At 58.8% G+C, this 25,558-nt stretch carries 23 protein-coding genes; 6 read left to right on the top strand and 17 right to left on the bottom strand.

Features of this window, described 5'->3' with window-relative positions:
* Window positions 1-250 precede the first annotated feature (250 nt).
* From ACFQND_RS26675 to ACFQND_RS26685, 3 genes are all read left to right on the top strand, one after another.
* Window positions 251-1,027, top strand: a complete 777-nt coding sequence (locus tag ACFQND_RS26675) for a methyltransferase (RefSeq protein ID WP_371434900.1) — start codon at window positions 251-253, stop codon at window positions 1,025-1,027.
* Window positions 1,024-2,343, top strand: coding sequence for a phosphoribosylglycinamide synthetase C domain-containing protein (locus ACFQND_RS26680; protein WP_371434899.1), 1,320 nt, complete (start codon window positions 1,024-1,026; stop codon window positions 2,341-2,343). The genes ACFQND_RS26675 and ACFQND_RS26680 overlap by 4 nt, the downstream gene beginning before the upstream one ends.
* A gap of 106 nt (window positions 2,344-2,449) precedes the next feature.
* Window positions 2,450-3,910 carry an iron-containing redox enzyme family protein gene (locus ACFQND_RS26685; RefSeq protein WP_371434898.1) on the top strand — a complete coding sequence of 487 codons (1,461 nt, stop codon included), beginning with the start codon at window positions 2,450-2,452 and terminating at the stop codon, window positions 3,908-3,910.
* A gap of 350 nt (window positions 3,911-4,260) precedes the next feature.
* Here ACFQND_RS26685 and ACFQND_RS26690 read toward each other — a convergent pair whose 3' ends face one another.
* Window positions 4,261-5,403: a sensor histidine kinase gene (locus ACFQND_RS26690; protein ID WP_377415146.1), complete on the bottom strand. Its 1,143-nt coding sequence runs from the start codon at window positions 5,401-5,403 to the stop codon at window positions 4,261-4,263.
* Window positions 5,404-5,525: 122 nt separating this feature from the next.
* On the opposite strand from ACFQND_RS26690, the gene ACFQND_RS26695 reads away from it, so the two are divergent.
* The gene (locus ACFQND_RS26695) at window positions 5,526-6,425 is read left to right on the top strand and encodes a zinc-dependent alcohol dehydrogenase family protein (RefSeq protein ID WP_371434896.1); all 900 of its coding nucleotides are present in this window, start codon (window positions 5,526-5,528) and stop codon (window positions 6,423-6,425) included.
* Window positions 6,426-6,672: 247 nt separating this feature from the next.
* Here the strand turns inward: ACFQND_RS26695 and ACFQND_RS26700 are convergent, their stop codons facing one another.
* The 15 genes from ACFQND_RS26700 to ACFQND_RS26770 all read right to left on the bottom strand — a co-directional run bounded on the left by ACFQND_RS26700 (window position 6,673) and on the right by ACFQND_RS26770 (window position 22,072).
* Window positions 6,673-7,836: an ABC transporter substrate-binding protein gene (locus tag ACFQND_RS26700; protein WP_371434895.1), complete on the bottom strand. Its 1,164-nt coding sequence runs from the start codon at window positions 7,834-7,836 to the stop codon at window positions 6,673-6,675.
* A 197-nt stretch (window positions 7,837-8,033) separates the two neighbouring features.
* Window positions 8,034-9,080: a branched-chain amino acid ABC transporter permease gene (locus ACFQND_RS26705; protein ID WP_371434894.1), complete on the bottom strand. Its 1,047-nt coding sequence runs from the start codon at window positions 9,078-9,080 to the stop codon at window positions 8,034-8,036.
* The gene (locus ACFQND_RS26710) at window positions 9,080-9,952 is read right to left on the bottom strand and encodes a branched-chain amino acid ABC transporter permease (protein ID WP_371437950.1); all 873 of its coding nucleotides are present in this window, start codon (window positions 9,950-9,952) and stop codon (window positions 9,080-9,082) included. The genes ACFQND_RS26705 and ACFQND_RS26710 overlap by 1 nt, the downstream gene beginning before the upstream one ends.
* Complete coding sequence (locus ACFQND_RS26715; RefSeq protein ID WP_371437949.1) at window positions 9,949-11,847, bottom strand: AMP-dependent synthetase/ligase; 1,899 nt, start codon at window positions 11,845-11,847, stop codon at window positions 9,949-9,951. The genes ACFQND_RS26710 and ACFQND_RS26715 overlap by 4 nt, the downstream gene beginning before the upstream one ends.
* Window positions 11,840-12,619: an ABC transporter ATP-binding protein gene (locus tag ACFQND_RS26720; protein WP_371437948.1), complete on the bottom strand. Its 780-nt coding sequence runs from the start codon at window positions 12,617-12,619 to the stop codon at window positions 11,840-11,842. Before ACFQND_RS26720 ends, ACFQND_RS26715 begins: the two co-directional genes overlap by 8 nt.
* On the bottom strand, window positions 12,616-13,437 hold the full coding sequence (locus ACFQND_RS26725; protein WP_371437947.1) for an ABC transporter ATP-binding protein: 822 nt from the start codon (window positions 13,435-13,437) through the stop codon (window positions 12,616-12,618). The genes ACFQND_RS26720 and ACFQND_RS26725 overlap by 4 nt, the downstream gene beginning before the upstream one ends.
* Window positions 13,434-14,627, bottom strand: coding sequence for an aromatic ring-hydroxylating oxygenase subunit alpha (locus ACFQND_RS26730; protein WP_377415154.1), 1,194 nt, complete (start codon window positions 14,625-14,627; stop codon window positions 13,434-13,436). Before ACFQND_RS26730 ends, ACFQND_RS26725 begins: the two co-directional genes overlap by 4 nt.
* 25 nt (window positions 14,628-14,652) lie before the next feature.
* Window positions 14,653-14,859, bottom strand: coding sequence for a hypothetical protein (locus ACFQND_RS26735; RefSeq protein WP_377415157.1), 207 nt, complete (start codon window positions 14,857-14,859; stop codon window positions 14,653-14,655).
* Window positions 14,859-15,518 (bottom strand): carboxymuconolactone decarboxylase family protein, encoded by a 660-nt coding sequence (locus ACFQND_RS26740; RefSeq protein WP_371435996.1) that lies wholly within the window; start codon window positions 15,516-15,518, stop codon window positions 14,859-14,861. The genes ACFQND_RS26735 and ACFQND_RS26740 overlap by 1 nt, the downstream gene beginning before the upstream one ends.
* Before the next feature lie 36 nt (window positions 15,519-15,554).
* Window positions 15,555-17,198, bottom strand: coding sequence for a flavin-containing monooxygenase (locus tag ACFQND_RS26745; protein ID WP_377415160.1), 1,644 nt, complete (start codon window positions 17,196-17,198; stop codon window positions 15,555-15,557).
* 44 nt (window positions 17,199-17,242) lie between these two features.
* Entirely contained in the window at window positions 17,243-18,013 is a 771-nt protein-coding gene (locus tag ACFQND_RS26750) for an enoyl-CoA hydratase-related protein (protein WP_371439515.1), read from the bottom strand.
* A gap of 6 nt (window positions 18,014-18,019) precedes the next feature.
* Window positions 18,020-18,892 carry an enoyl-CoA hydratase/isomerase family protein gene (locus tag ACFQND_RS26755; protein ID WP_377415163.1) on the bottom strand — a complete coding sequence of 291 codons (873 nt, stop codon included), beginning with the start codon at window positions 18,890-18,892 and terminating at the stop codon, window positions 18,020-18,022.
* Window positions 18,893-18,911: 19 nt separating this feature from the next.
* Entirely contained in the window at window positions 18,912-19,379 is a 468-nt protein-coding gene (locus tag ACFQND_RS26760; RefSeq protein WP_371439483.1) for a nuclear transport factor 2 family protein, read from the bottom strand.
* A 205-nt stretch (window positions 19,380-19,584) separates the two neighbouring features.
* Window positions 19,585-21,240: a class I adenylate-forming enzyme family protein gene (locus tag ACFQND_RS26765; RefSeq protein WP_371439482.1), complete on the bottom strand. Its 1,656-nt coding sequence runs from the start codon at window positions 21,238-21,240 to the stop codon at window positions 19,585-19,587.
* Between the two features lie 154 nt (window positions 21,241-21,394).
* Complete coding sequence (locus ACFQND_RS26770) at window positions 21,395-22,072, bottom strand: TetR/AcrR family transcriptional regulator (RefSeq protein WP_371439481.1); 678 nt, start codon at window positions 22,070-22,072, stop codon at window positions 21,395-21,397.
* A 238-nt stretch (window positions 22,073-22,310) separates the two neighbouring features.
* Here ACFQND_RS26770 and ACFQND_RS26775 point away from each other — a divergent pair, with 238 nt between their 5' ends.
* Together ACFQND_RS26775 and ACFQND_RS26780 are read left to right on the top strand one after the other, a co-directional pair.
* On the top strand, window positions 22,311-23,450 hold the full coding sequence (locus ACFQND_RS26775; RefSeq protein ID WP_371439480.1) for a hypothetical protein: 1,140 nt from the start codon (window positions 22,311-22,313) through the stop codon (window positions 23,448-23,450).
* A 20-nt stretch (window positions 23,451-23,470) separates the two neighbouring features.
* Window positions 23,471-24,265, top strand: coding sequence for an SDR family oxidoreductase (locus ACFQND_RS26780; protein ID WP_371439479.1), 795 nt, complete (start codon window positions 23,471-23,473; stop codon window positions 24,263-24,265).
* A gap of 276 nt (window positions 24,266-24,541) precedes the next feature.
* On the opposite strand, the gene ACFQND_RS26785 is transcribed toward ACFQND_RS26780, so the two are convergent.
* Window positions 24,542-25,528, bottom strand: coding sequence for a Bug family tripartite tricarboxylate transporter substrate binding protein (locus ACFQND_RS26785; protein ID WP_371439478.1), 987 nt, complete (start codon window positions 25,526-25,528; stop codon window positions 24,542-24,544).
* Window positions 25,529-25,558: the final 30 nt, after the last annotated feature.

Below are 25,558 nucleotides of genomic sequence, written 5' to 3' on the forward strand. Positions count from 1 at the left end.
CCCACTGATACTTCGGCATCGCCCTGAGCGGCTATCCTGCTCACCCTCTAAGACTGCGGATGCTGCAAATACAGGTATGAGCACGGTACTCGTCCATTCCCTTAAATCGCTAGGGCACTGGCTAGCCAGTCAGGGCTACCGCTTTGTTACGCCTACGCCAGCTACACACCAGCGCGTGAATACCCGCCATGCGAGTTCAGCCACCAACTTGAGGGATGTCTTCGGCTGGAGCCGGCCCTTCACTGAAGACATGCTGGACAGCCGGGCACTCGGCTGGCTACGCGACGCAGACCTCTTGGAGGTCGCAGGCGAAAACTTTCGCAGCCGGGTTCGTTTTTCTTCCATCGGTGAGCACCTGTACGCCCACTCGGCGTACCCGACCACCGATGCGAACGCCATTTTTTTTGGACCGGATACCTATCGATTTGCAAACCTGGTCGCTGCAGAAATGCAAGCCCGATCATTGGTGCCTGGCGCGCGTATTCTGGATGTTTGCTGTGGCGGCGGCCCCGGCGGCATTGAGGCCGCTATCTGCAGCAAGCCTGCCGAAACGGGTTTTGCTGACATCAATGAAACGGCGCTGGACTTTGCCCGCGCCAATGCCGGACTGGCCGGCTTAGAAGGCGCGGCTTTTTTTCAGGGCGACCTGTTCAATCCCACCGATGGCTTGTTCGATCTGGTGATCGCCAACCCACCGTATCTGGTAGACCCGGCGCACCGTGTATACCGAAACGGGGGCGGCGAGCGAGGCGCAGGATTGTCGGAACGCATCGTCCTCGAAGGGCTGACGAAACTGGCCCCAGGGGGGAGGCTCATTCTGTATACCGGCGTGGCCATCATTGAAGGTGTCGATCCTTTCCACAAAAAGATTTCCCAATTCCTGCAGGAAAAAGGCGCGCATTTCAGCTACCGCGAAATTGACCCAGATGTCTTTGGCGAAGAACTGGAAACACCAGGCTACGCAGATGCTGAGCGTATTGCCGCCGTGGGGCTAGTCGTGCACAGCAACTCGCGCAACAGCCCATGAGGTTTCTCGGCATAGGCACATACAACGACCTCGCGGCGATGTATCACGGTCTGTCAATGCGCGGGCATGAAGTAAGGGTCTTTACTGCGGGGGAAGCTTGGCAAGACATCTATCGGGGCATACTGAACTTTACGCATGACTGGCAGTCAGAACTCGGATGGATTCGCGAAGCCGGCAAGGAGGGCATCATTGTTTTTGAATCCGCAGACCAGGGTCAGCTGCAGGACGATCTGCGGCGGCAGGGCTTTCAAGTCGTTGGGGGCAGCGCTCTGGGTGACCGTCTGGAGGCCGATCGTTCATTCGGTCAGCAGGTCTTCCGGGATGCAGGGCTGCACATCGCAGCCAGCCACAGTTTTGTGTCATACGACGAAGCGCTACATTTTTTGAGGCGGCGTAGTGGGCGTTATGTGCTGAAGTTCAACGGTGCCAATAGCCCACGCACCCGCAACTACATCGGGCAACTGGACGACAGTACGGATATGTTTGCCTTGCTTGAGATGTATCGCGACCATTCGCCCGGGGACGGCAAGCCGGACTTTGTATTGATGCAGCATGTGCAGGGTGTGGAAGTCGGCGTAGGCGCTTATTTCAACGGCCGATCTTTCCTTGAGGCGGTGTGCATCGACTTCGAACACAAGCACTTTTTCCCGGGTGAGCTCGGCGAACTCACCGGTGAGATGGGAACCATCGTCAGCTACCGGGGCGCGGGCAAGCTGTTTGATGCGGCGCTTGCACCGCTCACGGGCCTGCTAGCTGATGGCGGCTATTGTGGTTACATCAACGTCAACATGATCGTCAATGCAGAAGGGCTGTGGCCGCTGGAATTCACCAGCCGTTTCGGCTACCCCGGTTTTGCCATCTGCGAAGCCCTGCACGCCGATCCGTGGGAAAACATCTTCCAACGGATGGCGCGCCGGGACAGCCTGGGCCTGCGGACGCGTAGCGGATTTGCTGCAGGAGTGGTCCTGACGGTGCCGCCCTTTCCGTACAGCCAAGGCTATGAACAGCTTTCGAAAGGAGAACCCATCTGTCTGCGCCCGGGACTTTCTGACCAGGATCGCAAGGCTATTTATTTTGCCGAGGTCGAGCGAGTAGGCGACCACTTGGTAACCAGCGGTGCCACCGGTTATGTGGGCGTGGCTACCGGAACCGGTTACAGCGTGATGCAGGCCAGGGACGCCGCATACCGCATCGCGCAGCAGGTCATCGTTCCCAACATGCGTTACCGAACTGACATTGGTGATCGTGTCATTAATCATGATTGGCAAGCGCTGAGAACACTGGGGTGGCTTGGTGGGGATGCGCTAACAAGCTGAGTGTCTTTTAAGGTAGGAACCCTCCGACCTTTCCTGATGTGCAGAGCCTATAGGCGAGGCGCTTGCAAGGCACAACACTGTTCACTTACCAACACAGATTGAACCCATGTTTATTGCCGCACACGAATGGTTTGCACCTGTACTCGAAGAATCTACGGTTAATGCAAATACGCTCGCCGAGCTATACAAGGGCCTGTCAGAAGATTTCGAAAGCGAAGAGCTCAAGCACAAGGCCCGTCTTTTCCTAGAAAGTGAAATCGCCAAGCTCGACGCATCGGCCTGTGATCTACCGGCGCAGGCACACGAATTGGAGGACTGGATGCAGACCAGCAGTCAGCCTGCAACTTCGCGCTATGGGCAGTACCTGGAAGAGCGCAAGGCTGGCAGTCCGAGGCGCTATTTCAGCAACCGTGCCCATGCGCTTTATTTCCTCCGCGCGGTTGCACCGACCAAGCTGGTAGACGGTGCGTGGGTGTATGGCCTACTGAATCACTGGCGCAATCCGCGCTTTGCAGATCTCATACGCACTTATTTCGAGGAACTCGGCGAAGGATCTAACGATAAAAACCATGTGTTGATCTACCGCCAGTTATTGACACGGTACGGTCTCGATCCCGTAGACGACTTAGCCGAAAGTTTCTACACCCAGGGCTTGATCCAACTCGCACTCGCTGGCCACGCAGAGGAGTACCTACCCGAGGTGATTGGCTTCAATCTGGGGTATGAGCAATTGCCACTGCATTTACTTATCACCGCTTACGAACTCAACGAGCTTGGGATTGATCCATACTACTTCACATTGCACGTCACAGTCGACAACGCAAACACTGGACATGCTCGCCGAGCGGTTCAGGCAGTACTGGATAATATCCCGAAGTTGGGCAGTGCAGACGAGTTCTGGCGGCGAGTCCGTATAGGTTACGGGCTGAGCAACGCAGGTGTCGGAACCACTGACGTAATCGACGGATTTAATATCGACCGCGAGGTCGTCCGAATCTTTGCCCACAAGAGCGAAGCCGGACACGGCGCGCATTCAGACTATTGTCGCGTTGGCGGCCGAAACGTCAATGACTGGTTGGCACGCAAGGAAGACATCCCTGAATTCCTTTCCGCCCTAGAGAAGGCCCGCTGGATAAAACGTGGGGTTCCCGTCGAGCAGAGCCGCTTCTGGGGACTGCTTCAAGGCAGCCGTGCCGAGATGTTTGGAGTGTTCACGTCCTACGAGCTACAGGTAATTCATGACTGGATCCTGGGTGATGCAAGCCGTGACGGTCATTCTTACGCGGAGATTGACAGCGCGAATAGCGTCCCGCGGCGGGCGAGCTTCAGGGTAGCAGCTCGGCTCGCGGCGACACGCTCAGGTATGTCGCTGGACCTTCACACGCAGAGTCCCTCCACATCGATGTTGGACAGTGATCTGCAGAGCCTTACACAGCAACTGCCTACGCTTGACGCGGCGGATCAGGCGTCCATATTGGTAAAGGCTATGGCGCCATCTCAGCACTGGACACCTGCCGGCTTGCATGCAACCAAGCTTTTTGGGAGGCTCTTTTTTTCGGGAGCGTAAGTCCCTACAGTCAACTGCTTACTGTCTTTTAACCTTCGCCAGTCCTGTATTTCATGCGTACCACCCATCGGGTGTTGTACTTCCGGCACCACAGAGATTCAAGCCAAAGTCAAGATGGGATTGCTAAAAAAAGTATCGATTTAATTTTTTTTCAGAACTTGGGTCAGGTAGAGCTCGGCGGCGTATCAAGTCAGACTCCAGACAGTCCACCGAGAAAGCGATTTTAGGCAGCCAACTGAGCAATCTAGCTGAGAGCGTCGACTACCTCGTCGCTTACAACGAGTTCGAATGGGCCGATATGGCTTAGTTAAGGATCAGTTGCTTAAAAGGTTTTAGCGATCGATCGACGACTACCAGTCCCCGCGCCGCGGGATTGTTACTTCAAAGGAGGTCCCTGCCTCGCGGTTAGATCTAACTTCAATCGTGCCGCCGTGAAGCTCAACAATCTGACGCGCAACAAACAACCCGAGGCCCATGCTGGTGCTGGGACGCCTCGCCACCTCTTCGTCAAGCGGCAGCTGCACCATGGCCAGGAATATCGCCTCCATGGATTCAGGCGGAATAGCCTCGCCGTAATTGCTGACGGTAATTTTCACCTCGTCGGCCTGCCCAGCAACCTTAACCTTTACAGGCGTGCCCGGCTCCCGATACTGTGCGGCATTGGCCAAGAGGTTGGTCATGACCTGCTGCATGCGAATGCAGTCGAAGTAACCGTTGAGCTCGCCGTGCACCTCAAGCACATATTCACATTCAGGGTGTGCAAGGCGTGACTCATCAACCGCGTTATGCGCCACTTCACCAATGCTGCAATTTTCAGGCGTGTGGGGCATTTTTCCGTCCAGCTGGCTGCGCGAGTATTCAAGCAGGTCATTCACCATGGCTGTCATGGTTGCGGCACTTCTCTGTAGCCTGAGGCCGATCGATTCGTTTTTGCTGGAGTCATTCCCCAGCCGCGCCAACAACTGCCCGGACATGCTGATAGCTGAAAGGGGCGTTCTCAGATCATGGCCAAGAATGGCCAGCATACGATCGCGCGTTTCGCTACCGCGGTGAGAAAAAGTAACAGCCGACTCCGCCAGCGCTTGGTCTACCGCTTCATTGAAACGCACGATGTCGTGCGTGACGCCTTCATCAAACGTAACGACTCCCGCCAGCCAAAGACGCAGCACACTGGCCCGCAATGCTCTGAATTCCGCAGTCAACTGCACCAACGTAAAGCCACTACCCTCACGCAGAGTGCCGTGAATCGACGCAGCCGTGTTTTTAAAGTGGCTGACTTTACCGTGCGATTTATCCGTGCTTTCCAGCTGGGTTTGCGCGGTGTCTATATCTATAGAAATTGCAGTGAGCATTTGCCTTGCGTGATTACGCAAGGCTTTTGTCGCCATTCCTGAGGCAGCAGGCTCAAGGGTTCTAGCAAATGTGTCCCACTCAGCTAATATTTCTTCAGCGCTCTCGTCTAGGTATTTTGATAATTTCAGACAATGATCCAACGCATTGAAATTGCTTTATGAAATTATTTTAAGTAGGGGTATTTGCCCAAATTTGTAAGACGTTTTCCATACGGCACAGCTTGAAAACTCGGATTTTGGCCTTTTAGGTTCAATATAAATGAATGCCAGTGCCGCAGAGAGGTCAGGTTCTGGTTCGCATGATGGCTGTGTCGGTGAATTTCCGGGATACGCTTATAGCTGCAGGCAAGAATTTCCGCGGCGCGGTTCCGGAAGACACAATTCCGCTGTCAGATGGCGCAGGTGTCGTTGAGGTCGTGGGCGATGGTGTATCTGCATGGCGACCAGGTGACCGTGTTTCCAGCACCTTCATGCCGCGATGGCTTGCCGGCGGAATTACTCGTGAAAAGGCGGCGTCGGTCACAGGGACAACAATTGATGGCGTCCTTACTCAGTGGAAAGTTTTTAATGCAGATGAAATCGTACGCATTCCCGACTATCTGAGCTGGGAGGAAGCCGCTACCCTTCCGTGTACTGCGTTGACCGCGTGGAGTGTTCTGAACGGTCCCGTACCGGTGCGTGCTGGGGAAAGCGTGGTTGTCCTTGGAACTGGAGGCGTCGCACTCTTTACTGCGCAGTTCGCGAGTGCAATGGGTGCTCGCGTAATCATCACCTCGTCGAGCCAAAGCAAGTTGGAACGGGCACTCACACTTGGGGCCACAGACGCCATCAACTATGCGGATAATCCGCGGTGGCATGAGTCCGTGCTCAAGCTTACAGATAGCAATGGGGCCGACCATGTTGTCGAGACTCACGGGCCCGCAACTTTTGAGACCTCCATTGCATCCTGCCGTATGGGCGGCCAGGTCCACGTTGTTGGAACGCAGCGAAATGCTCAGATAGATGGCTCGGCGATTTTGCGGGCAAGAATTTGTCTAAGAAGCGTCACGGTAGGCTCTCACGAAGCCTATTACCAAATGAACTGTTGTTTGACACAGCATCAAATAAGACCCGTCATCGATAGGACATTCGCGTTTGAAGAAGCCCAAGACGCCTTCGCTTAATTGAGCTCAGGGGCGCACTTTGGAAAAGTTGTTGTGCGAATTGATTGACAAGGCAATCCAGTTCGCTGGATTCCCTACTTCCACAACGAATCTAGGGCCAGTAGGCAGCAGCTCTAGCTTCGAAGCCGCGCCAATAAACATTTTTTCGGGAAGATTACACCTGGAATAATCCCGCTTATGCCAATTTAGCAACCCGATTCCCAAGCAAGCCTTTTCTATGGCAGCGTTGCTTGGGACGAATACGGGCTTACTGCAGCGGTTCAAACTCCAGCGACTTCACGTTAGCCTTCATCAGGCTGAGCTTCTGGCGCGAGAAGTGCGACTTGGCTGTGAAGTTGATGGGGGCCATCACCGAGGTTTCCATGTCCTTGGTGTTGTCCATCTCCTTGATGGTGCAGGCCCATGTCAACGCCTTGCCGCAGCGGCGCATGGCTTCGATCAGGGTTTTGGTGCCGGCGTAGGCCACTGGCGTGTAGCGGTTGACGCGTTTCAGGTCGTCTTCGGACAGCAGCTTGGTGGCGCGCGCATAGAAGGCGCGGCTCTGGGCGCTGCCTTCTGGCACAACGTAATCAATCATGTAGAAGTTGCTGGCTGCCGAACCCATGGCCTGCAGGGCCGAGGGGTAGCGGCCGATCCAGGTTGCGCCTACCGGGATCTTGGAGCCCAGGCGTTCAAGCTCTTTCACCATGGCGATGTTCTCTGTGACGATGCCGCCGGCCAGCAGAATTTCCGCGCCGGCCTTGGTGGCTGACAGCATCTCGGCCGAGAAATCCTTCTGGCCCCGGCGATAGGCCGTTTTGTAGACGACATTGAGCTTGTATTTGGCGGCAGCACGCTCCCAGCCTTCACGCATCAGCGAGCCGAGTTCGTCGTCCTGCGTGACCACTGCCCATTTTTTGTTGGGGAAGAGCTTGTTCAGCTCGGTCACCAGCGCCTCAACGCTGTCCTGGTGCGAGGCGCCGCCGACATAGATGTTGGGCACCACAGGCGTGTGCAGCGAATCGGGAAAACTCAGCACGTTGATGGCGGGAATGCCGGTTTCCTTCAGCATGGGCAGCAGCGCGACGCTGGGTGCAGAGCCGGAGATGGCTGCGAGGGCAAAGACCTTGTCGCTGGTGATCAGCTTGCGGGCGGCCTGCACCGCGCGGGTGACGACATAACCGTCATCTTCGGAAATCACGCGGATCTTGCGGCCATTGACGCCGCCGGCGGCATTGGCTTCGGCCACGGCCATCTTGGTGCCCAGGCTCAGGGCCACGCTACCGACGGAAGCAGGCCCGGTCAGTGGCGCGATTTCGCCGATCACGATTTCGGTGTCTGTCACACCCTGCTGCGCGCTGGCGAGCAGGGGGCTGACGGCCAGCAAGGCGGCAGCCAGGGCGGGCAATGTGCGTTTGAGGTTCAGTTTCATGGTTGTCTCCTGCTATTGGTTTCAAAAAGCTGTTTTCACGGGACCATCAGGGATGGGGTTTCTATCGGTAACTCTCAGTGACTCTCAATGACTTTCGTCAACTCCAGTAAACGTCAACGTTTTTGTTGACAGATTTTTCGTGCATGCTACTTCGGGTAAAGAAGGTGGTCAACAGGGTAAATCGGGTGAGGCGCGCATCAGTAGCGCATGGGCCGGCTGGTCCAGAGGCGTTTGAGGTCTATCCACAAACCGACCAGGCCGCGCGGGTCCAGCATCAGGAAGCCGACGATGGCGCAGCCGTAGAGGATGCCCTTGATCTCCAGCGCCACTGAATTGAGCTGCCAGCCAAAGGCGGCACTCACGGCGCCCAGTAATTGCGTGCTGACTTCCGGCAGCGAGATGATGAAGATGGTGCCTATCACCGTGCCTAGCACCGAGCCTATGCCGCCCACAATCAAAATGGCCACCGCCTCAATGCTAAGAAGAAAGGGAAAACCCTCGACGTTCGCAAAGTTGATGAACAACACCATCAGGGCGCCGCTGATACCGGTCAGGAAGGAGCTGATGACAAACGCCAGCAGCTTGTATTTGGTCAGCGAGATGCCCATGGCGACCGCCGCCTGGTCGTTGTCGCGTATGGCCATGAAAGCACGGCCCAGCCGGCTGCGGCGGATATTGAGCACGCCCAGCAGCGTGGCCAGCGTTAGCGCCAGACACAGCCAGTAGAGCGCACGCTCTGACGAAAAATCAATGCCGAAAATGACGGGGCGCGGCACCATGAGGCCGCGGCCGCTACCCGTGAAATCGCCGCCCGCCAGGATGAGCGAGTAAACAATGAAGGTGAAGGCCAGCGTTGTGATGGCCAGGTACAGGCCCTTCAGGCGCAGCGAGGGTATGCCGACTACAAGGCCGGCGACTGCAGGAACCACGCCGGCAAGCCCAAAGGCAAGCAGCGGGTGCAGCCCAAACCTGACAGTGGTAATCGCATAGGCATAACCGCCAAGCACCAGAAAGGCCACATGCCCCAGCGACACCAGCCCGGTAAAGCCGGTCAGCACATTGAGACCCAGCACGCCGACCAGGGTGAACAGCACTGTGGTGAAAAACCCGGTGAGGTAGGGCGAGGCGACGAAAGGCAGCGCGACCAGCGCCGCCAGCACCACCGCATACCAGAGACGCACCGCATTGGAGTCGGTGAGGTTGAGCTGCTCCGAAAAGCTTTGCTTGAAGTTGCCGCTTTGCATCAGACCCTCTCAATGTCTTTCTGGCCGAACATTCCGAACGGCCTGACCATCAGGATGACCAGGATCATCAGGAAACCGGCGATCTCCTTGAGCAGGGGGGCGATGTAACCGCCCACCAGGTTCTCGAAAACACCGATGAAAATACCGCTGGCGCCAGACCCTATGACAGCATCAAGACCGCCAAACACGGTAGCCGGGAAGGACTTGAGACCCAGCGTGAAGATGGACGGCGACAGCTCGAAGCTGACCGCAAAGAACAAACCGGCCAGCCCCGCAAGCACAGACGACGTGGCCCAGGCCACAGCCTGTACGCGCGAGACCGAGATGCCCATCAGGCTGGCAGTGCGCGCGTCCGCAGCCACCGCCCGCATGGCGATGCCGAAGCGGCTGTAGCGGAAGAACACATGCGTGAGCGCCAGGGCCAGCAGCAACACCACAATCACGGCAATCTGGCTCACACGCATGCGCAGGCCGGCAAACACCACGATATCGCTGGCGTATTGCACATCCACGCGCTGCTGCTCGCCGCCCCAGATCATCAGCACGACTGACGTGATGATGACGCCCAGGCCCACCGTGACCAGCACGGCAGAAAACACCGGCTGCCCTATCATCTTTCGCATGATGAAGCGTTCAATCAGCAGCCCCAGCACAATGCTGGAGAGCAGTGCGCCACCCACCAGTGCCCAGGTGCTTGAGCCCAGCGCCGTGCTGATGGACCACGAGATATAGGCGATCAGCATGCCGAGCTCACCCTGTGCAAAGTTCAGCAGGCCGGTGGCCTTGTATGTCATGGCAAAGGCCATCGCCATCAGGCCGTAAATGGCCCCGATGGCAACACCGGAGTAGACCAGCTCAAGCGTGTATCTCATGCCGGCGCCCCTTCGCTGCTTTTTGTTTCTTGTGTTTTCTCGCCATAAATGATGGCCAGTTCGCGTGCAAATTTCTTTTCAATCACGGTGCGGCGTATCTTCTGCGTGGCAGTGAGTTCACCATCGTCGTGGTCCAGTTCTTTTTCAAGGATCACAAAACGCCGGATGTTCTCGACCCGGGCAAAGCGGGCGTTGACCTCATCGACGTTGGCCTGCACCAGCTCGCGCACCTTCGGGTGCAGTGCCAGCGATTTGTAGCCGCTGTAGGAGATGTCACGCTCGCTGGCCCAGCGGCCCACGGTTTCAAAATCGATCTGTATCAGGCCGCCCAGGAAGTGACGGCCATCACCCACCACAATCGCTTCGTGGATGAAGGGGCTGTCGCGCAGCGCGTTCTCGATTTCCGAGGGCGCGATGTTCTTGCCGCCACTGGTGATGATGATGGCCTTCTTGCGGTCAACGATGACCAGCTCACCTGCCTCATCCAGCTTGCCGATGTCGCCGGTGCTGAGCCAGCCCCCGTTATCCATCGTCGAGACAGTGGCCGCCTCGTCGTAAAGGTAGCCCTTGAAGACACCGGGCGACTTGAGCAGGATTTCGCCATCGTCTGCAAACTTCAGCTCCACGCCGTCCAGTGGCAGGCCGCAGGTACCGATGCGGCTGCTGCGGTCAGGGCGCTGCACAAAAGCCATGCCGCAGCTTTCGGTCAGGCCGTAGCCCTGGCATATCTGCAAGCCGAGGATATCGAAGAACAGCAGGGTCTCGGGCGAGACCGAAGCACCGCCGCAAACCCGCACGCGCGAACGGTCCAGCCCCATCAGGCGCTGCATGTTGCGGTACATCAGCCAGTACCAAAAGCTGTATTCAATGCTTTCAAACAAAGAACGCCGCCCTTGCCGCGCAGCTTTCTTTTCAGCCAGCTTGCGGCCGCGGCCCATCGCCAGGTTGAAGACCCGGCACCACGGGTTGCCCGGCTCACGCGCCTTGAAGGTGGTGTTCTGCTGGAGCTTTTCCCAGATGCGCGGCACGCCCAGAAAGAAGCTGGGCGCGATCTCGCGGATGTTGGCGGACACGGTATCTACCGACTCGGCGAAGTTCACCACGCCGCCCAGCACCAGATGCAGGACCATGGAATACGAACGCTCGGCAACGTGGCACAGCGGCAGATAGCAGACGGCCTCATACTGGCCCGCCTTGAGGCCGCTCGCCTGGGCAAAACGGCAGGTCGCAAAGGTCAGGTTGCGATGCGTCAGCATGGCGCCCTTGGGCGGCCCGGTGGTGCCCGATGTATAGATCAGCACGTTCACATCGTCGATGCGGCCGGCATCAGTCTCGCGCTTGAGCCAGTCTGCAGCCTCGGGCTGGGTGTCCAGCAGTTGCTGGCCTTTTGCAAGCAGCTCGCCAAAACTATGCACCATTGCCTTGTCATAGTGGCGCATGCCTTTGGGGTCTATGCAGATGACGTGCTTAAGCTCCGGCAGGCCGCCTTCTTTTTGCATCGCCTCCAGTACCTTGTCGGTCTGCTCCTGGTCGCCGCAGATCACGACGCTGGCTTTGCAATGGCGCACCACGTACTGCAGTTCGTTCCACGGGTTGGTGGGGTATATGCCCACCACCTCAACGCCCATCAGTTCGGCACCCAGGTCGGCAAAAAACCATTCCGGCATGCCTTCAGCTGCAATCGCGATGCGGTCACCGCGCTTGAGGCCCAGCTCACGCAGGCCAAGTGCCACCTGGCGCACCTGCGTGTTATAGCCCTGCCATGAAATGCCCTGCCAGATGCCCAGGCGTTTTTGCCGCAAGGCCGTGGCGTTAGGCGTGTGCCCTGCGCGCCAGGCCAGCAGCTGCGGCAGCGTCATGGCCTGCGCGGCCGCGAGTGTCAGTTCTTCACGCATCGGATGGCGCCTCTTCGCCCAGGTAGGCCTTCGTCACGGCCGGGTCGTTCATGATTTCCGCAGGCGTTCCGGTGGCGATCAGGCAACCAAAATCAAGCACGTAGATGCGGTCGGACAGGTCCATCACGACCTGCATGTCGTGCTCGATCATCAGCACCGTGATGCCCAGTTCGTCGCGGATATCAAGGATGAAGCGCGCGATATCTTCTTTCTCTTCGCGGTTCATGCCGGCGACGATTTCATCAAGCAGCAGCAGGTCGGGGTCGCTGGCCAGCGCCCGGCCCAGTTCAACCCGCTTTTGCTGGCCGTAAGACAGCGAACCGACAATCTTGTCGCGCAGGCTTTCAATTTCAAGAAACTCCACGATCTGCTCGACGCGCTCACGTGCTGCGACCTCCTCGCGCCGCGCACGGCCAAGAAAGAATATCGATTCCAGCGGGTTGCACTTGATGTGCGTGTGCCGGCCGACCAGCAGGTTCTCTATCACCGTGCTGTGCTTGAACAGCGCCAGGTTCTGGAAGGTCCGTCCCATGCCGGCGGCAGCATAGTTCTCGGGGCGCTCGCGCGCCATGCTTTTTTCCTTGAAGAAAACCTCGCCTGAGGTAGGCCTGAGCACACCGCTGATCAGGTTGAAGAGTGTGGTCTTGCCCGCGCCGTTGGGGCCTATCAGGCTGCAGATTTCGCCGGCATTGACGTGCAGGCTCACCTCGTTGACAGCCGTCAGGCCGCCGAACTTCTTGACCACCCCGCGCGCTTCCATCAGGTGGGTCATGACAGCCACCTCTTGCGCCGTTTGTAATGTTTCACGTCACGCATGCTTTGCACTTCACCACTCTTGATTCCCAGGTAAAACTCACGCACATCGGGGTTGTCTTTCAGATCTGCGGAGCTGCCGGTCAGCATGACACGGCCGTTTTCCATGATGTAGGCGCGGTCGGCAATGGCCAGTGCTTTCATGGCGTTTTGCTCGACCAGCAGGATGGTGAGTTTTTCGTCGCGTGCGAGCTGGCGAATGCGCTCGAAGATTTCGTTGACCACCAGCGGCGCAAGACCCAGGCCGGGCTCGTCAAGCGCGAGTATGCGCGGCTTGCTCATCAGCGCACGGCCAATCGCCACCATCTGCTGCTCGCCGCCAGACAGGTAACCGGCCACTTGCGTGCGCCGCTCCTGCAGGCGCGGAAACAGGTTGTAGACATATTCGAGGCTGTCGCCCAGGCCCGCGCGGTTGCGGTGGTGGCCGCCGACGACCAGGTTCTCCTGCACGGTCATGGAGGCAAACAGGCGTCGGCCTTCCGGCACATGCACCAGCCCGCGCCCGACGATGTTTGCCGCGGACATGCGGCCCAACTGCTCGCCCGCGTAACGGATTTCACCTTTTTCAATCTTGCCGTCTTCAAAATCAAGAATGCCCGAAATGGCTTTCAGCACCGTCGATTTGCCGGCACCGTTGGCACCGAGCAGGGCCACGATCTGTCCGGCGTGGACTTCAAATGAAACGTCGCGCAAGGCCTCGATGGCGCCGCCATAAACAACCTGGAGGTTGTTGACGGCCAGCAGTGGCTCGTCAGGGGGCGTGGTGTGGTCTGTCATGTTGTGAATGCCTGCCGTTCGCTTGACGAAGACTGCGCCGATGCTTCACCTATGCACTGCGCCAGCTGGCCATGAAAGTGTTGCAGGCCGGGCTCATTGCGACCAAAAACGATGCGGTCGCCAGGGACGGCATGTATGGAGTTCTGTATGCCCTTGGACACAACCCAGTCTTCAGCGATCACCGTGCCGGTCATGATGTTCCAGTTGCGGCTCCACTTGTCCTTGAACTCGGCCTCTGCCATTTCTTTTGTCGTGATCGACTGCACGTGCGTCAGGGATTTGTCCGGCTGCCCCGCCGGAAAGGATGTCCAGCATTCGAAGTGATCGCCCTGCCATACCAGCACGGTGTTCGGGAAGATCATGTAGTTGACGGCGAAGTGTTTGATGAGTTCCATCGTCTCAAGATGCGTCTTGGGCTGGCCACGCAGCTTGTCGAACGATGCCCGCACGCCGACCATGCGGCCATGCGGGCCAAAGGCATGAAACGGCGAATGGTTGCCGTGAAAGTAGGGCGCAATGCTTTTGGCATGCAGGGCCGAAAAATGGTAGACCTCCAGGAACCCGTCAAGGACAAATTTCCAGTTGATGTCTGCGGGCATGAAGGCCTCACGCTCCATCACCAGATCCGCCGGTTTGTAGCTGGCGAGCTCGGCATCAAGCGCGCCCAGGTGGGCAGCGACGTCAATGGACGCACCCGGCGTGGCCACAACCCAAATGAATCCGTGGCGCTCTTCACATGGCAGTTGCTGTAACCCGTACTGGGCCTTGTCGGTGTTGGGGAAGGCCTCTTGGCGGGGAATGCCGCGCAGGCCGCCGTCGGTCTTGAAGGTCCACGCATGGTAGGGGCACACAAAGGCCCTGCGATTGCCCTCGCCCTCTGCGCACAGGCGTGTGCCGCGGTGGGTGCAGATATTGAGCATGGCGCGCACCGAACCATCTTCCTGGCGCACGATGAGCAGGGGCAGGCCCGTGGCGTCGTGCGTGAAGTAATCACCAGGCGCCCTGATCTTGGAGCTGTGCCCGACGATCACCGGGTGGCTGCGCAGCACCTGCTGCTCTTTCGCCAGCCAGGCCGGGTCGGAATAGTTGCTGGCGTGCTGGGGCGCTTCTTTCTCCCACATCGTGGTGGTTCCGTTGTCCATGAAGCCTTCAACTTCCACGACGATGGCGTCAAGCGTTGCCCTGTCCATAACGATTGCCTCTTCTTTCTTCTTCTCAGCGAGCGATTGATAAAACACACTGCGCATCCCCGGAGCCGCATTCGATCGCACGGGAAATTTTGACGCCGTGAGTGCAATTGTCAAACACAAACTTTTCGTCGTCAACGTACGTGTTGACAATTTTTGTCGGGGTCAACCCTTGGTGAAACCCTTGCAGCTTCATGGCTTCACGCGCCATTGCCGGGCCCTGCAACGCCTGCATCACGCAACGCCCGGATGTTCTGGTGCTGCAGCCGCGATCTCCAGCGCCTTCATCACCATGGCGCGTCCTGCGCCCATCTTTATCGCATTGCCCAGATGCAGGCGCATGCCGGGCATGAAACGATGGGTAGGCGTCGCGTCTGCCGCCATTGAGATCAGCTCCTTGGTCAGGACCGGCAGGTGGGAAGACTTCCAGGGCACAGCGCAGTAACGAAAGAATGCGTCGAAACCTTCGTGTGAGGCCTTGAGCAGGTTTGCCAGGAAGCCGGGCACCTCGCGCTCGAAACCCTGCCAGTAGCCGCCTGTGCCTATCCACTTGTCCCAAAGCTGCTGACGCGTTTCATCCAGCGGCGGCGTCGGGCTTGCTGCATTTGAAGCCGGAGTCGCGGACAGCTCATTGACAAGCCGCGTGCCCTCAAACAATGAATGCACACCCAGCCCCGACACCAGCAGCACAACTTCATGCAGCTGATCCGTGCTGGCGCCAAGATCCATCGCCAGCCGCGCCTGCTGCCGCGCGCCTTCGCTGTCCAGTGTGGTCACCGAGATGCGCACGGCAAACGCAATCAGCGTGCAGGACAGATCATCAAGCACGGGGCCTGCATCTGCGGCCTGCAGCAGCCGTGTCGCCTCTTCGCGTATGTCTGACAGTGTGACCATGGTGATGTGTGGGAAATATTAAGGCGCTCGGTCGCGTTATCTCAGCGCAAAACCTTCGTAATCCCTGGACGCAATGTCCTCGCAGAACTTGCGGTACTCGGGCCCACCGGCGACGTGGACCATGGCGCGGCGGGTCTGCGTACCGTCCGGGTGCGTCTTGACCTTGACCCACCATGCATCGGCCTCGGTCAGCAAGGTCTTGGAAAAGTCTTCATAAACCTGTTTGGTCCATTTGTCCTGCGCTTCTTCAAGCGGCTCGGAATACACCAGCTTGTGGTCACGCATGTAGCCCAGCATGCGGCTCACCCATTCAACCTGCAGACCACCGCAGACGCCGACATTGCAGAAGGTGGCGCCGTTGTGCGGGCCGACAAGCGTGAAGAAGTTGGGGAACTTGCGTACCTGCAAACCAAGATAGGTCAGCGGGCCGTCGTCCCAGGTCTGCTTGAGCGGCTCACCGCCGCGGCCGCGAATATCGATGAGGTCAAGCGAACCTGTGACCGCATCAAAGCCGGTGGCATAAACGATGACATCCAGGTCGTAGCTCTGGTCGCCAACCTGCAAGCCCGTGGGCGTGACGCGTGTGATGGGTGTCTCGCGCACATCGACGAGCTTCACATTGGGCTGGTTGTAGACCTCGTAGTAATAGGTCTCCATGGGCACGCGCTTGGTACCGAAAGGGTGATCCTTGGGAATCAGTTTCTCGGCCGTCACCGGGTCCTTGACGCGCTGGCGTATCTTGCTGGCGATGAATTCAGCCAGGTAGTTGTTCGACGTCTTGCTGGTCAACAAATCCCTGTAGCCAGACAGCCAGATGCCGTAGCCCGGCATGTCGTAGAGCGACTCGAAAAGCTGTGCGCGCTCTTCAGGCGTGGTCTGGCTGCCCTTCTTGTTGTTGCGCTCGTAAGGAAAGCCTGTGGGCGTGGACGATACAAAGGCCAGGATCTTTTCGTACTCGCTGCGCAGCTTGACCATCTCGTCTTCGGTGATGGGCGTGTTGCCCAACGGTGTGCACCAGTTGGGCGAGCGCTGGAAGACAACCAGTTCTTTTGCCGACTTGGCGACGATGGGAATCACCTGAACGCCGGTGGCACCGGTGCCTATCACGCCCACGCGTTTGTTGCTGAAGTCGATCTGCTGTGCGCCGTTCGGGTCAGACGGGTCACGCGGCCAGCGCGATGTATGGAAGGACTCGCCCTTGAAATCTTCTATGCCCGCAATATTGGGCATGCGGGTAGCCGACAGCGGCCCGACTGCAGAGATAAGGTAGCGGCACGAGACCTCGCTGCCATCATCAAGGCCCAGTTCCCACATGTCAGTGGCTTCGTTGAAATGGGCTTTGGTGACACGGGTGTTGAACTGGTAGTTCTTGCGGATGTCCATCTTGTCAGCCGCATAGTTGCAGTAACGCAGCATGGTCGGCTGGCCGGCAAAACGCTCGGTCCAGGTCCACTCGGGCATGATGCCCTTGAGGCCGAAGTAGCCGTAGGCATAACTTTCCGTGTCAAGCCGGCAACCAGGGTAGCGGTTCCAGTACCAGGTGCCGCCCACATTGCTGGATCCGTCATAGCCCTGGACGGAAAAGCCCATCTCGCGCAGGACATAGGTCTGATACATGCCCGTGATGCCTGCGCCTATGACGACGGCATCAACACTGCGGGTCTCGACTTTTTTCAACATCTGGAAATCTCCGTGACTGGGGACGACTTTGGACAATGGGCGCCTCAGCGGCCCTGCCACTGTGGTTTGCGTTTTTCGGCGAAAGCCTGGCGGCCTTCAAGCCTGTCGGCGGTAAATGCATAAGCCTCGATAGGTTCGTAACGAGTGGCCAGCGCCACTTCCAGCGGCATGTCCAGACGGGACAGCACAGCAGCCTTGGCGGCCTGCGCTGCCAGCGGCGAGGCGGCGCAGAGCTTGTCTGCCCAGCGCTGGGCTGCGGCCATCAGGTCCGCAGGCTCAACCACCTCACTGACCAGCCCGAAGTTCAGCGCGTCCTTCACGGGCATGCGCTCACCGGTGAGGATCATGGTCATCGCGATGCGGTATGGCAACTGGCGGATAGCGCGGTGCATGATGCCGCTTTCGCCCATGATGCCGGCCTTGGTTTCGGGCATGCCGAACTGCGTATTGCTGGCAGCCACCATGACGTCGGCACACATGACCATCTCGAAACCGCCGCCCAGCACGTAACCGTGCACTGCAGCGACCAATGGTTTTTTCAGCGTCAGGAGCGGGCCGCCTACACCGGTGATGCCGCCGCCAAAAGCGATGCGGCTGGTCGGCTCTGCGTCACCGCTGACATCAGCGCCCGCGCAGAAAGCCTTTTCACCTTCAGCAGAGAGAATCGCCACCCAGATGTCGGGGTCATTGTTGATCTCCAACCATGCGTCATGGAGAAGCTGGTTCATTTCGCCGCTGATGGCGTTGAGTGATTTGGGCCGGTTCAATCGGACGTGGGCAACATGCCCTTCCCGTGAAAACTCTACATCTGCCATGAATATTTACTCCTGTGTCTTTCGGTAAGTCTCGGGGGCCGGCGCGGTCAGCGGCGTGCTCGGCGGTGAACGGTATGCGGCGATGGCATCCTTCATGCCAACCTCGACTATCCATTTGCGAAGCTCAAGCACTGACGGTGTCATGTGCAGCAGCGCATCCATCTCGGCCACGGCGGCGCCCGCTTCGCGAAAGCCGCAGGCTTCTGCTGCGCGGTTGATGGACAGCTTCTTGATGCGCAGCACGGACGGCGGCGTCTTGGCAATTCGGTATGCAAGGAATTCGACCGCGGCAATCAGCTCATCAGCCGGAACGCTGTGGTTGGCCCAACCCCATTCGACTGCCGTGCGGCCGTCAATGCTGTTGCCAGGTATGAAGGACATTTCCTTGGCGCGTTTGGGGCCGACCAGAGGCGTCCAGACCGGGGCGATGTAGCCACCGCCTATCGGCAAGGTCGGCTCGCTGATGCGCGCATCGTTGGCAACAATGGTGATGTCGGCGTACACACATATCTGGGTGGCTCCTGCGGCGCAGTAGCCGTGCACCGCTGCGATGACGGGTTTGGGGTGGTCCCAGATCGCGAGGTAACGATCAAGGTTGCGGCGCAGGCGGTCCCGGTCAGCCACCGGGTCGTCGGAGTTGCCCACCTTGCCGTACTGACCCATGTCGTAACCGGAGGAGAAGCCGCGACCTTCACCGCGTATCGCAATCACCGAGCCACCTTCGGTCTCAAGCCGCCTGAGCGCATCACTCAATTCATCAAGCAGCTCGGTGGACAGGGCATTGGCCTTGTCCGGGCGGTTCAGGATCAGCCACGTCAACGGACCCGCATGCTCGATACGGATGGTGTTGTAGCTGAAAGGCTTTGCAGCGCTGTCCATGTTGCTCACCTGGTCGTCCTCAGGCGCGACCGATGGGTACGCATTCCTTGACGTGGAAGTCCTTGTGGCCCGTGACACGCAACTCGCGGCGCTTGAACTTCCACACGCCGTTCACGCGCACCACCACATCGTGGTACTGGCCATAGACATGCGAGTCAGGCCGCTCACGTGTGTAGCGGTGCCAGGCATAGAGCACGGCACGCGTATGCGCTTCGTCATTGCCCTTGAAGTCGTGGACGATGTTGGACACATGGTGGCTGGTGCCCACAAAGTAGCTGCCTATGCCCTCCAGCGTCTTGGCATATGCCTCGCGGCCGACGGCGCCGAAGTTGGGGCCGTAAATCACTTCGCAGTCATCGACAAAGAGGTTCACCAGATCTTGCGGGTGATTCATGTCGAGATGAAACGCGTAATCAAAAATCAGTTTGTTGATGGCTTCGATATCTATCAGGCGCTGTACGCCCGGGTCTTGTGATGTGATGCTCATGGGAGTGAATTCCTTGTTGTCAACATGAGTGTTGATAATAGGCACGGCGGGATTTTCTGTCAACACGCGTGTTGAAAATTTAGGTGAAAATCCGCCCGGCATTCGGGTTTGTACTGATTAAAACGCGGCTGCAAGGGCTGTTCGCAAGCCCTTGCAGCGCACAAAAGACCCGCCAAAGCCCTCTAAAAGCTTTTGCAAGGCCTTTTCAGGCCTTGTGGGTATCGGCTGATTCAGCCAGTCGCTGGCGCAGGCCGCGCTTGTCGATTTTGGTCAGAGACATGGGCCACGCGCCGGGAGCGACGAAGTGGACTTCGCGCGGCACCTTGTAGTTGGCGATGCGGCCCTTGCAAAACGCTATCAATGCCTCTTCGGTGAGATCAGCGCCTTCATGCAGTTCAACAAAAGCCACCGGCACTTCGTCGAGCCTCGGGTCAGGCTTGCCCACCACCTCGGCAATGCGTACGGCCGGGTGCTGGCTCAAGTAAGACTCGACCTCGACGACGGCGACATTTTCGCCACCCACCTTGAGCATGTCCTTGAGGCGGCCGCTGAAGACCAGGTCGCCGTCTTCCGTGCCGACATACAGGTCGCCGGTATGCAACCAGCCTTCTGCGTCGAGCGAGGCAGCCGTCTTCTCGGGGTCCTTGTAATAGCCATCCATCACGCAGTAACCTCGCACCCAGATTTCGCCGATATCGCCTGCCCGGCTTTCTTCACCGGAGTGCGGGTCGACCAAGCGCACCTCAAGGCCGGGGTAGACCTTGCCCTGCGTGTGCGCACGTGCTTTCGGGCTGTCGTCCGGCCTGCTGAGGCCAAAGATGCCTGCAGTCTCTGTCATGCCGCAGCCCTGGAGGATTTCAGCGTCCGGGAAACGCGCCTGCACCTTTTCGACCAGTGCACCCGAGGCGATCAGCACGATGCGTTTGACATGCGGCAGGCTCTCGCCGTCAAATCCTGGCTGGTCCATCAGGCCCAGCACGATGGCGGGAAACCAGGGCCAGATGGTGGTGGCCTTGCCGTCCTTTATCAACGCAAGGGCGCGCGGCGCGTCGTAATACAGGTCGGTGGTGTAGGTGATGCCCGCGCCCCAGGCGCCTATGGCCGGCCCCAGTGAGCCGATGTGAAACAGCGGCCCCGCGCCCCAGTGCACATCGTTGTTACCGCAGGCCAGCCTGAACTGCGCGCGTTCAACCGGTCCGCGCGACAGGGCCTCGTGCGAGAGCATGCAGCCTTTGGGGTTAGCCGTGGTGCCCGAGGTGTAAATGATGATGGCTGTGTCACGCAGGCGCACGTGCTTGCGCAGTGCCTGCACATGCGAGTCCGCCACGCTTTCGGCAGCCGATGCAAACGTCCTGCTGTCCATGTACCCGGGGCTGCTGGCACCGCGCAGGAGCACCGCGCGCCTGAGCATGGGGGCCTGGGACAAGGTGACATCAACACCTGCAGGTGTATCTGCCAGGCCGGGCAGGGCATCACAGAGCAGATCCGCAAAATTGACGTGTGCGTTGTCATCTTCCTCTGTGAGCACAGCCACCAGATCGGCATTGCGAATGATGTAGGCCAGTTCGGTCGCCTTGTGCCGCACATTGAGCGGCACCACGACTGCACCCATCAGCGAGATGCCGAAAAATGCCTGGACAAAATCGCTGCTGTTCGATGCCAGCAGCCCGACATGCTCGCCGCGCTTCACGCCCTGCGCGAGCAGCCCGCGCGCCACGCGCATGGCGCCGTCCAGCAACTGTGAATAGGTGACGCGTGATTCGGGAAAAACCAGCGCATCGCGGTTGGGGTGGCGGTTTGCGCTTTTGACCAGCAGGTCGCCCAGTGGCGAAACCTCGGTCCAAGGACTGGATGTCAGCATGTGTGGAGCTCTATCAGGTTGGAAGGCTGGGGCGCCGCACAAAACACTGCTCGCGCGACCCCGCCATTGGGCGGCAGAATACGTCGTGAAAACTCAATAGTCAACATTTGAGTTGACTATTGCGGGTAAACCCGCCAGTCTGGCCCGGCGTAACTCAGTCCGTTTTGGCTTTTTGGCGTACCGGCTGCGGATTCATGCCATTGAAGAAGATTTCGCAAAAGCCGGCGGCAATCTCCTTGGCGCCGCGCTTGCCGCCCGGCTTGAACCAGCGGTGTGTCCAGTTGAGCATGCCGAACAGCGCATTGACCGAAATGCTGGCCGGTATATCGCTGCGAAGTATGCCCTCGGCCATGCCTTCCTCCACCAGCTTCATGAAGATGGTTTCCCAGCGGCGCGTGTGTCGCGACATGGCCAGCGCCCATTCAGACGTATCACCGTCGACCTGGTGCATTTCTTCCTGGATGTAGACATACATGTGCGGGTAGTGCTCTTCGTACGAACACATCAGCGCTTCGACGAGTTGCACCAGCTTCTGCCCGGCATCGAGCTCTTTCGACTTGAAGATGCGCTGCGCCTTGGCGGCATTTTTGTTGACCAGGTCCTGCACTGCTTCGCGGAAGAGTTCTTCCTTGCTGCCGACGTAGTAATACACCGTGGCACGGTCGACGCCGGCGACCTCGGCGACATGAGCAAGAGTGGTGGACTTGTAACCACGCTCCCTGAACAGGCGGGATGCCGCCTTCACGATTTCATCGCGCTTGAGCTTGTAGTCCGCACTGCCATCCGACAGGGCCGACTTGCGGCGACGGGCGATATTGCTGCCGTTTTCCATGGTGTGTTGGTCTCGAAGGGTACTGCTCAAAAGCCGCTGGGCACGGCAACGGGGTTCGTGTGCATTATGAATGAAGCAGACCGTTTTATCGCTGCCATGCAGCGCCCGCTTTAAGTCAACATTATTGTTGACAACTGGACAAGCTTACCTCAAACTTCTATCCATCAGAGTGGTCGTCAGGCCATCAAGTGGAGACGCCGCACATGACAGTTCATCTCAGGTCACACCTGCAAGCGCCATGAAAACCGCACTTCTGGTAGGCGGCACGGCAGCCACGGGCATTGCCATTTCGGCAGAGTTGCGCGCCCGCGGCTTTGAGGTCACGATTTACCACCGCGGACTTCATGAGGTCCCCGAGCTGAATGACATCGAGCACATCCATGGCGACCCGCACCATGAGAGCACCATAGACCACGACCTGGCGGGCCGCCATTGGGATGTCACCGTCGCAACCTATGGCCGCATACGCCACCTGGCCGCCGCGTTACGCGGCCGCACCGGGCACTTTGTGTCGATCAGCGGTACGCCGGTGGTCGGCATGCAGCCGGGCGTTCCCATGCGCGAGGATTTCCCCTGCGAAACCGCGCAGCACGCACCCGCAGGCCTGCGCGGTTTGCTGGCGAAGATCGCGCAGACCGAAGAGGCGGTGCTGGCCGCCCATACACGCGGGGATTTTGTCTCGACAGTGGTTCGCTATCCCTATGTCTACGGCCCGCATGCCGTTGTTCCCATGGAATGGCACGTGATCAGGCGTGTGCTGGATGCGCGCAGCCGCTGGATATTCCAGGGCGCCGGCCTTGCCCTGCAGGGCCGCTGTGCATCGCCCAACGCAGCCCGGCTGGTGGGTCTGGTACTTGACCAGCCGCAGCATTCAGGCGGCGAGATTTACCACGCCGCCGATACGCGCCAGTACACACAACGCGAATGGGTAGACCTGGTTGCGGCCGCCATGAACCACGAGTTTCAGCCGGTCGACATTCCCGCCGCCATCTGCGCACTGGGCCGATCTGCCGTTCCCATGGCCGGTGAATACAACTGGGTGCGTGGAACTGACGTCGATACAGGTCGCCTGCGGCATTCGCTGGTCAGCAACGAGAAAGCCCGGGTGCAACTGGGCTATCAAGATGCGGTGACGCCCGCCGACTGGATTCGTGAAACCGTGGCGTACTGGCTGAAGTCGCCCCCGCTGGTTGACGGGCTCTCAGGCCGGCTCGGCCCTGACGATTTTGACTACGCAGCCGAAGACAGCCTTCTCGCCTGGTGGGACACGGCCCTTGCCCAAGCGCCAGACTGCGGCACACCACTGGTGCGCTCGCACCCCTATGACCACCCCACGCAGGCACCGCTAGCAAAGTCGGTGCAGGCCCCTCCACACTGACACAACGCAGGATCAACACGATGAAGATGGACAACAAGGTAGCCGTGCTGACCGGCGCAGGCAATGGCATTGGCGAGGCACTGGCAAAACGCATGGCCGCTGCAGGCGCGCGCGGCGTGCTGGTCAGCGACCTGAACGAAGCCGATGCACAGCGCGTGGCGGACGAGATCGTCGCCGCAGGAGGCCGGGCGTTCGGCATGGCGGCAGATGTGTCGAGCGAAGCGGCCATCCAGCGCCTGGTTCAAGAAGCTGAATCGCGCTTCGGGCCGGTAGACCTGTTCTGCTCCAACGCCGGCATCGTCGATGAAGGCGGGGCCGACGCGCCCGACAGCAAATGGGAGCGTTCATGGAAAATCAACGTCATGGCCCATGTGTTTGCAACGCGCGCCGTGCTGCCCGGCATGCTGGCGCGCGGGAGCGGCTACCTGCTCAGCACCTGCTCGGCAGCCGGCCTGCTGACCAGCCCGGGCGCGGCCCCCTATGCAGTGACCAAACATGCTGCCATTGCGCTGGCTGAATGGCTTGCCATCATGCATGGGGATGCGGGCATCAAAGTCAGCGTGATCTGCCCGCAGGCGGTACGCACAAAATTGCTCGAACACTCTATCAGCTCGGGCAATGCAGCATCAGATGCATTTGCGAAAGTCGGCAAACTGATGGAGCCCGACGAAGTCGCAGCCACCGTAATGACGGGCGTTGAGAAAGAAGTCTTTCTTATACTTCCTCACCCCGAAGTCCAGGGTTTTGTGGCTCGCAAGGCCTCAGACATTGACGGGTGGCTTGCTGGAATGCGCAGGTTTCTCGCGAAGCACTAAACAAGCTGCGTGAGTGTGCGAGGCAACTGCTTCCGTTGGTGGCGGCGGGTCAGTTTGTATTCAGTTCTTCACCTCAGGCCTTGAGCTTTGCCAAATCCCTAGGAACAGGCCTCTTAGACGCGGTGGACTATTTATGGAATGGCGTCAGTGCTCGGGTAGGTGATTATGCGTCTGCCCAATAGTGCAGACCGCCACGCTCCTGAAGTTCTTCCACACGGCGACCACCTCATGAGCTATTCAGTGCCAACACTCCCTCTCTCAAATAAGCCGTAGATTTTAGTTTTTCTGCAATTTCAAATCCTGTGCCAGCTTGGACCAGCGCGCAAGTTCTGCAGCCGTCCGCTGGTCTGCCGCTTCCGGTGTGGAGGTCTTGCTGTCCAGGCCCAGCGCGAGCAGCTTGCTGCTCATCTCCGGCTCGCTCATAACCGCGATGATTTCCTTGTTAAGGCGCGTAACAACGTCGCGCGGCGTTTTGGCGGGAGCCACTATTGAAAAATACCCGGTGACCTCGTAACCCGGAACGCCACTTTCGCCTGCTGGTGGCACTTCAGGCAGGCTGCGTGTCCGTGCTGCAGTACTTGTGGCGAGCGCCCGGACCTTGTTACCGGCAATTTGCGGTTTGGCGGTAATTGGCGTGTCGAATGTGAATTGCGTTTCACCAGCTGCGACAGAACCTATGCTGGTGGCGCTGCTGTTGTAGGGTACGTGAACGGCCTGCGCCCCCATCATGGTCAGCAGCAGTTCCATCGCAAAGTGGTTGGATGACCCGACGCCGCCACTGGCGTAGTTGTATTTGCCGGGAGCGCTTTTCAGCAACGTGGCGAATTCCTGGAAGGTTTTGGCAGGCACCTGCGCATTGACCAGCAGGATGTAGGGGATCTCGCCAACGATGGACACGCCTGCAAAGTCCTTCGATGCATTGAAGGCCACAGTCTTGTCGAGTGCCTGGTTGACTACACCGCTGGTACCTCCCAGTAGCAGTGTGTAGCCGTCCGGTTCGGCGTTCTTTACCGCCATGATTCCCAGTGTGGTGCCGGCACCGGGTTTGTTGTCAATGATCACGGGCTGGCCCAGGCGGTCGGCAAGCTTCAGGCCCAGCATGCGTGCCAGCTGGTCGGATGCGCCGCCTGCGCCGAAGGGAACGACCAGGCGAACCGGTCTGGTGGGATAGTCGGCGGCGAAGGACGGCATTGCGCCCACTGCGATCAGGCCCAGACTGAATGTGAGACAGGTTGCCAGTCGGGTAAGGGATTTTTTCATCATTGCTTGTCTCCTGTGATTTTTGAGAATTCT

The sequence above is a fragment of the Polaromonas aquatica genome, from assembly GCF_042659145.1.
GTDB lineage: Bacteria > Pseudomonadota > Gammaproteobacteria > Burkholderiales > Burkholderiaceae_C > Polaromonas > Polaromonas aquatica.